The sequence below is a fragment of the Methylocystis borbori genome (assembly GCF_036576025.1).
GTDB lineage: Bacteria > Pseudomonadota > Alphaproteobacteria > Rhizobiales > Beijerinckiaceae > Methylocystis > Methylocystis borbori.
Map to the genome: position 1 here is coordinate 43795 of NZ_JAZHYN010000024.1, position 7772 is coordinate 51566.

The 7772-nt window shown below is 65.2% G+C and carries 4 protein-coding genes and 1 pseudogene; 2 read left to right on the forward strand and 3 right to left on the reverse strand.

The features are described 5' to 3' along the window. The first annotated feature begins 15 nt into the window (after positions 1–15). Both V3H18_RS09690 and V3H18_RS09695 read left to right on the forward strand, forming a co-directional pair. Positions 16–3147, forward strand: a complete 3132-nt coding sequence (locus V3H18_RS09690) for an efflux RND transporter permease subunit (RefSeq protein ID WP_332081824.1) — start codon at positions 16–18, stop codon at positions 3145–3147. Further along, positions 3144–6251 (forward strand): efflux RND transporter permease subunit, encoded by a 3108-nt coding sequence (locus tag V3H18_RS09695; RefSeq protein WP_332081825.1) that lies wholly within the window; start codon positions 3144–3146, stop codon positions 6249–6251. The genes V3H18_RS09690 and V3H18_RS09695 overlap by 4 nt, the downstream gene beginning before the upstream one ends. A gap of 86 nt (positions 6252–6337) precedes the next feature. On the opposite strand, the gene V3H18_RS09700 is transcribed toward V3H18_RS09695, so the two are convergent. From V3H18_RS09700 to V3H18_RS09710, 3 genes and pseudogenes are all read right to left on the reverse strand, one after another. Next, on the reverse strand, positions 6338–6616 hold the full coding sequence (locus tag V3H18_RS09700) for a hypothetical protein (protein WP_332081826.1): 279 nt from the start codon (positions 6614–6616) through the stop codon (positions 6338–6340). 234 nt (positions 6617–6850) lie between these two features. Then, positions 6851–7591, reverse strand: coding sequence for a 5,6-dimethylbenzimidazole synthase (bluB, locus tag V3H18_RS09705; protein WP_332081827.1), 741 nt, complete (start codon positions 7589–7591; stop codon positions 6851–6853). After that, positions 7581–7772 (reverse strand): annotated as a pseudogene (locus V3H18_RS09710) (threonine-phosphate decarboxylase); the annotation flags it as partial. The pseudogene V3H18_RS09710 and the gene bluB, both read right to left, overlap by 11 nt.

Consider the following 7772-nt stretch of genomic DNA (forward strand, 5'->3'; position numbering starts at 1 on the left):
CGAGCAAACGCAGCGATGAATGTATCGTCGCCCTTCATTCAACGGCCGGTGGCGACGTCGCTTATGGCGTTCGCCGCTCTGCTGTTTGGCGTGCTGGCCTATCTGCGGCTTCCTGTCTCGCCGCTGCCGCAGGTCGATTTTCCGACCATTCAGATCACGACGCAGCTTCCCGGCGCCAATCCCGACACCATCGCTTCGCTGGTGACGGCGTCGCTCGAACGCCAGTTCGGCCAGATTCCCTCGCTGACGATGATGTCGTCGCAAAGCTCCTTCGGCCTGTCGCAGATCACGCTGCAGTTCGATCTCGACCGCGACATCGACGCGGCGGCGCAGGACGTGCAGGCGGCGATCAACGCCGCCGCGTCGACGCTGCCCCGCAACCTGCCCTACCCGCCGGTTTACGCCAAGGTCAATCCCGCCGACACGCCGGTCCTGACGCTGACGCTGCGCTCGAAGACCGCGACGCTGCGCGACTTGAGCGATCGCGCCGATACGCTGATCGCGCCGCAGCTTTCGCAGGTCACGGGCGTCGGGCGCGTTTCGGTGCAGGGCGGCGTGCGCCCGGCGATCCGCATCCAGGCCGATCTCGCCCGGCTCGCCGCCAATCGCATCGGCATGGAGGATCTGCGCGCCGCCGTCGCCGCGGCCAATTTTGCTGGCGCGAAGGGCTCGCTCGACGGCTTACGCCAATCCTACACGCTCGACGCCAACGACCAGATTCTCGACGCGCGCCAGTATAACGACGTGATCGTCGCCTGGCGCAACGGCGCGCCGGTGATGCTGCGCGACGTGGCGAAAGTCGTCGAGGGGCTGGAGAACGCCCACGTCGGCGGCTGGCGCAACGGCGAACAGACCGTGGTCCTCGACGTGATGCGCCAGCCCGGCGCCAATATCATCAACACCGTCGAACTGGTGAAGCAGGAGCTGCCGCTGCTTCAGCACGCCCTGCCTGGCGGCATGTCGCTCGAAATCGTCAACGACCGCACCGAGACGATCCGCGCCTCGATTTCGGAGGTCGAGATCACGCTGGTCATCGCCGCCGCGCTCGTCGTGCTCGTCGTGCTGATGTTCCTGCGCAGTTGGCGGGCGACCGTCATCGCCGGCGTCAGCCTGCCGCTCTCCATTATCGCCACCTTCGCGGTGATGTGGGCCGCGGGCTTCTCGCTCGACAATCTGTCGCTGATGGCGCTCACCATCGGCACCGGCTTCATTGTTGACGACGCGATCGTGATGATCGAGAACATCGTGCGCAACATCGAAATCGGCAAGGCGCCGCGTCAGGCGGCGCTCGACGGCGCGCGCGAGATCGGCTTCACCGTCGTGTCGCTGACCGTCTCGCTCATCGCCGTCTTCATTCCGCTGCTGTTCATGACCGGCGTCGTCGGCCGCATGTTCCGCGAATTCGCGCTGACGCTGACGATCGCCGTCGTCATCTCCGCGCTGATCTCGCTGACGCTGACGCCGATGCTCTGCGCGACCATATTGCGCCGCGCGCCGCCGCATCGCCGCTCCAGCTGGGAGTCGTTCTCTCTCGCGCTCGACCGCGCCTATCACGTCTCGCTCGACTGGGCGCTCAAGCGCGAAACCTTCATGCTGGCGCTTACCGTCGCGACGCTCGCGCTCACCATCGCGCTTTATATCGTCATCCCGAAAGGCTTCCTGCCGCGCCAGGACACGGGCGCGCTGTCGGTCGTGATGGAAGCCTCCGCCGACGCCTCCTTCGAGAGAATGACGGCGCTGCAGGCGCAAATCTCCGAAGAGTTCCGCCGCGATCCAGACGTCGCCGGCGTCATTTCGGTTCTCGGCGCGGGTCCCCTCAACGCCACGACCAATGTCGGACGGCTCGCGGTGACGCTACGCCCCCACAGCGAACGCGAGGCGAGCGCCGCCGTCATCGCCGACCGCCTCAAGGCCGCAGGAGAGAAGGCGGCGGGCGTCGCGCTCTTCGTTCAGCCGGTTCAGGACATTCAGATCACGACGCGGCCGAGCCGTTCGCAATATCAATATACGCTGACGTCGGCCGACGGCGGCGAATTGAGCGCCTGGACCAGCCGGCTCATGGACAAGCTGCGCGCGGCGCCGGGCCTGCGCAATGTCGCGTCGGAGACGCAGGAGGGCGGCCTGCGCGCGCTGATGCGCATCGACCGCGACAAGCTCGGACGGCTCGGCCTCACCGCGCAAATGGTCGACGACACGCTGAACGACGCCTTCGGCCAGCGCCAGATTTCGACGATCTACACGCAGTCGAACCAATATCGCGTCATTCTCGAAGCCGCGCCGCAATATCAGCGCGATCCCTCCGCGCTGGAAAAGCTCTATGTCTCGCCGCTCGGCGGCGGACCGCAGACGCCGCTTGCGACCGTGGCGCGTATCGATAATGTCTCCGCGCCGCTTTCGGTCGCGCATCAGGACCAGTTTCCGGCGGCGACGATCAGCTTCGATCTCGCCGACGGCTTCTCGCTCGGCGACGCGGTGAAGCTCATCGGGAAGACGGAAGCCGCGATCGGCATGCCGTCGTCGATCATCGGCGCCTTCAGCGCCGACGCCGCGGAGTTCAACAAGTCGCTCGCAAGCGAACCCTGGCTCATTCTGGCCGCGGTCGTTTCGATCTATATCGTGCTTGGCGTCCTCTATGAGAGCTTTGCGCATCCCTTCACCGTGCTCACGACGCTGCCCTCAGCGGGCGTCGGCGCGCTGCTCGCGCTCATGCTCCTGCGCATCGAGATGACGCTCGTCGCGCTCATCGGCGTCATCCTGCTGATGGGCATCGTCAAGAAGAACGCGATCATGATGATCGACTTCGCGCTCGACGCCGAACGCGACGAGGGCCTCTCCGCGCGCGACGCCATCGTGCGCGCCTGCCATCTGCGTTTCCGGCCGATCATGATGACGACGCTCGCCGCGCTTCTTGGCGCCTTGCCGCTGGCGCTCTCGCATGGCGTCGGCAGCGAATTGCGGGCGCCGCTCGGCGTCGCGATCATCGGCGGCCTTTTGGTCAGCCAGGCGCTGACGCTCTATACGACCCCGGTGATCTATCTCGCGGTTGAGCGCCTGCGGGTGCGGCTCGGCGCGAAGGCCAAGCCGCGATCCGCGTCGGAGGCCGAGACGGAGGCGGAGAAGCAAGCGCCGCGGGAGGCGGCGGAATGAATATCTCCGCGCCCTTCATCAGGCGGCCGATCGCGACGACGCTTCTCGGGAGCGCGCTGTTCCTGGTCGGCGCCGTCGCCTATTTCTTCCTGCCGGTCGCGAGCCTGCCGGCCGTCGATTTCCCGATCATCGGCATCTCGGCCGGACGTCCCGGCGCCGATCCCGAAACTATGGCGGCGTCGGTCGCGGCGCCGCTCGAACGGCGCCTCGCGAGCATCTCCGGACTGAACGAGCTGACCTCGTCCAATTCGCTCGGCTCGACGCAGATCATCGCGCAATTCGACATTTCGCGGCCGCTCGACGCGGCGGCGCGGGACGTGCAGGCGGCGATCAACGCGGCGCTCACCGATCTGCCGAGCGATCTGCCGATGATGCCCACCTATCGCAAGGCGAGCCAGTCGAGCATGCCGGTGCTCGTGCTCGCGCTCACTTCCGACACGCTGCCGACGAGCGTCATTTTCGACGCCGCCGACTCCGTTATCGCGCAGCGCATTTCGCAGGTCGCGGGCGTCGCGGAGGCGCGCATCGCAGGCGCCGAGCAGCCGGCGATTCGCGTGCAGGTCGACAGCGCGCGCCTCGCCTCCATGGGTCTTGGCGTCGACGCCGTCGCCAGGGCGCTCAACGCCGCCAACGCTCATTCCGCCATCGGCTCGATGGGCGGCGCGGTGCAGGAGATTACGCTCGCGACGACCGACCAGCTTTCGACGCCGGAAGACTACCGCAACATTGTCATCGCCTCGCGCGGCGGCGCGGTCGTAAAGCTCGGCGACGTCGCCAAAGTCGAGCTTGGCGTGCGGAACCGCATGGCGGCGGGCTGGTATAACGGCAAGCCGGCCGTGCTCATCATCGTCGCCAAGCAGCCCAACGCCAATGTGATCGAGACCGTCGACCATATCAAGGAGCTGCTGCCGCGCATGCAGCAATGGATTCCGAGCGGCGTCAAGATCAGCGTGCTCTCCGACCGCACCCAGACGATCCGCGCCAGCGTTCACGACATTCAGCGCACGCTGGCGATTTCGATCGGCCTCGTGATGATGGTCGTCTATGTGTTTTTGCGCCGCGCGACTCCGGTCATCGCCGCCGGCGTCACCGTGCCGCTTTCCCTCGTCGGCGCCTGCGCCGCGATGTGGCTTGCGGGGTTCTCGATCGACAATCTCTCGCTGATGGCGCTCACCATATCGGTGGGCTTCGTCGTCGACGATGCGATCGTCATGATCGAGAATATACAGAGCAACGCCGAGCGCGGGCTCGGCCGAATCGAGGCCGCGCTCATCGGTTCGAAGCAAATCGGCTTTACGGTCGTCTCCATCAGCCTGTCGCTCATCGCGGTCTTCATCCCGCTGCTTTTCATGGAAGGCGTGATGGGACGCCTCCTGCGCGAATTCTCCTATACGCTCGCCTTCACCATCGTCATCTCGACGGTCGTGTCGCTGACCGTGACGCCGACGATCTGCGCCCGGCTTCCGGCGCCGCGCGAGAAGACGCCGTCGCGCTTCGATCGCTTCATCGAGGGCGGGCTCGACAGGATTCTGGATTTTTACACGCGCAGCCTGCGGCCGGCGATCGACCATCCCTGGGCGACGCTCGCCGTCATCATCGGCGCCATCGTCTGGACCGTCCATCTCTACCAGACGATTCCGAAAGGCAATCTGCCGCAGGACGACATCGGCCTCATCAATGGCGTGACGGAGGCGTCGGCCGACGTTTCCTTCGCGGAAATGGCGCGCTTGCAGAGACTCGCGTCCGACACGCTTCTCGCCGACCCGGACGTCGCCAATGTGGGCTCCTTCATCGGCGCCGCCAATCTTACCGGCTCAAGCAATCAGGGACGTCTTTTTGTCGCCCTGAAGCCCGCCGGCGAACGGCGGTCCAGCAGCAAGGAGGTGATCGCGCGGCTACGTCGCGAATTCAGAAAGATTCCGGGCCTGAGCGTTTTCATGACGCCGTCGCAGGATATGCGCGCCGGCGGACGCCAAAGCAAATCGCAATATCAGTTCACGCTGTCGGGCCCCTCGATCGAGGACCTAGAAATCTGGCGCGAAAAAGTGATGGCGCGCCTCAAAAAGGCGCCGGAGCTGATCGACGTGACCTCCGATCAGGAGATGGGCGGCCTGCGCGCGAGCGTCGTTATCGACCGCAACGCCGCCGCGCGCATGAATGTGCAGATCTCCGCGATCGACGCCGCGCTCAACAGCGCCTTCGGCCAGCGGCAGGACGCCATCATCTATACGCAGCGCAATCAATATCGCGTGATTTTCGAAACGCCTCCAGAGCGCCAGCGCGACATTCGCGACCTTGCCGGCGTCTATGTCTCCTCGACCGGCGGCGAGCAGGTTCCGCTCACCTCGCTCGCCCATATCGAACGCAATTCCTTGCCGCTCATCGTGCATCATCAGGGCGTCATGCCGGCGACGACCATTTCCTACAATGTCGCGCCCGGCTACAGTCTCGACGGCACCGTGAAAGCCATCGAGGCGGCGATTGCCGAACTCGATCCTCCAAGCAGCCTGCGCGCCGAATTCTCGGGCGATGTCGCGGATTTCCGCAAGGTCGCGGCGGGCATGGCGGCGCTGATCCTCGCGGCGCTGCTTTCCGTCTACATCATTCTCGGCATTCTCTACGAAAGCCTGGTGCATCCGATCACGATCATCTCGACGCTGCCGTCCGCTGGCCTTGGCGCGCTTTTGTCGCTGGAGCTCTTCAACGTCGAATTCACCATCATCGCCTTCATCGGCATTTTGCTGCTGATCGGCATCGTCAAGAAGAACGGCATCATGCTCGTCGATTTCGCGCTTCAGGCCGAGCGCGAGCGCGGAATGTCGGTGCGCGAGGCGGCGATGGCGGCGGCGCGAGAACGCTTCCGCCCCATTGTGATGACGACGCTCGCCGCGATGTTTGGCGCGCTGCCGCTCGCTTTCGCGACGGGCATCGGCGCCGAATTGCGGCGCCCGCTCGGCATCACCATCATCGGCGGCCTGCTGCTCAGCCAGGCGCTGACGCTCTATACGACCCCGGTGATCTATCTCATGATGAGCCGGCTGCGGCGCAAAAAGCCGAACGCGGCGCGCACGCCCATGACGCCGGCGCGCATCAGCGGCGTTTAGTCAGATTCGCGGCAGGTTCGTTCGCTTTGCGCCTTCCCGATCGCGCGCCTGGAATGACAATCCGAGTCGCTTGACCGAATCGAGCGTCAATTCGCCGTCGTCTTCGGCGCCTCGAAGAAGAAGCGCAGCACCTGCGCGGCGCCGCAATCCTCGATCGGCACGTGCCAGAACTTCGAATCCATGTCGGGAAAGCGCTCCATCGGCAGATGGATTTGCGTGAGCCGCGCATGATTGTCGAATCCGCGCCGCATGGCCCCTTCGAGCAGCTTCAGAAGCTGCTCTTCGCATTCCGGCACTTCGGTCACGGTGAGGATTGTGTCGTTAGCAAGCGGAAAAGCCTTGTCGAGGAACCCTTCTAAATTCATTCCGCGTCTCCGCCGCCCTAAGAGGGAGCCTGTCAACCAGAGCATATTCATGAATCGCCGATCGATGAATAGACTCTAAGCGATTGAATTAACGCACCTTCTACGTCGAACCGCCATCCGTCTCGGCAAAAATGCGCCCGCCGCTCTCTTGCCGACCCGCCCCGCCTTCTTAAGCGGCGCCGCTTGAACGGTCAGTGAACGGACCCCACGGACCCCGCAGCATCGCCCAATTTATTAAGTTTCATCGATATTTAAGGCGGAGTTATGGAGGCTCCCCCGTTTTCCCCAGGATTCTTCAAAGATCAGTTCCTCCAGGGGCAGGCGCGACGCCCAACGTCTGACTTCAAGTTCGGGCGCGGCATAGGCCTGCGCGACATAGCCGACGCAGAGATAGGCGACGATCGCGATCTCTTTGGGAATATCTAGAATCTGGCGCAGATCCTCGTCGCGCATGATGCTCACCCAGCCGACGCCGACCCCTTCCGCGCGGGCGGCGAGCCAGAGATTCTGGACGGCGCAGGCGGTGCTGAGAATATCCGTATCTGGCTGCTGCGTGCGCCCCAGCCCCGTCGCGCCGGAACGCGCGCGGTCGCAGGTGACGCAGATGTTGAGCGGCGCTTTCAGAATGCCCTGGAGCTTCAGGCTTCGATAATGAGCGCGCCGCTCCGGCGCGAGCGCCTCTTCCTCCGCCGCGCAGGCGCGCTCGAAGGCCGCGTAAACGGCGCGGCGCTTTTCGGCGTCGCGGACGAGAATGAAATTCCAGGGCTGCATGAAGCCGACCGAAGGGGCGTGATGCGCGGCGTCGAGAATGCGCAGGATCACGTCGCGCGGCACGTCCCCCGCGAGAAATTCGTCGCGCACGTCGCGGCGCGCATGGATGACGCGATAGATCGCGGCGCGCTCCGCCTCGCTGAAAGGCGCGGCGGCTTCAAGCGCGTCTTCCGGCGCGGCGCGATGCTCGGCGTCAGTCGCCATTAAAGCTCTCCAGCGCCGAGGCGAGGCGCGCCCAAGCCGGCTCGTCGCCCGCCAAGCCGAAGCGCAGCCAATTGGGCCGCTCGGCGAAGACGCGCGTCAACACGCCCTGCGCCGCGAGGCGCGCGAAGCGGCGGGGCGCGTCGGGATGCGCGGCGAGCCGAAAGAGCGTCGCGCCGCCGAC

Bases quoted from the DNA above. Each gene is read 5' to 3' on its own strand.
- bluB (WP_332081827.1), bottom strand. From the start codon at position 7,591: ATGGCGACTGACGCCGAGCATCGCGCCGCGCCGGAAGACGCGCTTGAA.
- V3H18_RS09700 (WP_332081826.1), bottom strand. From the start codon at position 6,616: ATGAATTTAGAAGGGTTCCTCGACAAGGCTTTTCCGCTTGCTAACGAC.
- V3H18_RS09695 (WP_332081825.1), top strand. From the start codon at position 3,144: ATGAATATCTCCGCGCCCTTCATCAGGCGGCCGATCGCGACGACGCTT.
- V3H18_RS09690 (WP_332081824.1), top strand. From the start codon at position 16: ATGAATGTATCGTCGCCCTTCATTCAACGGCCGGTGGCGACGTCGCTT.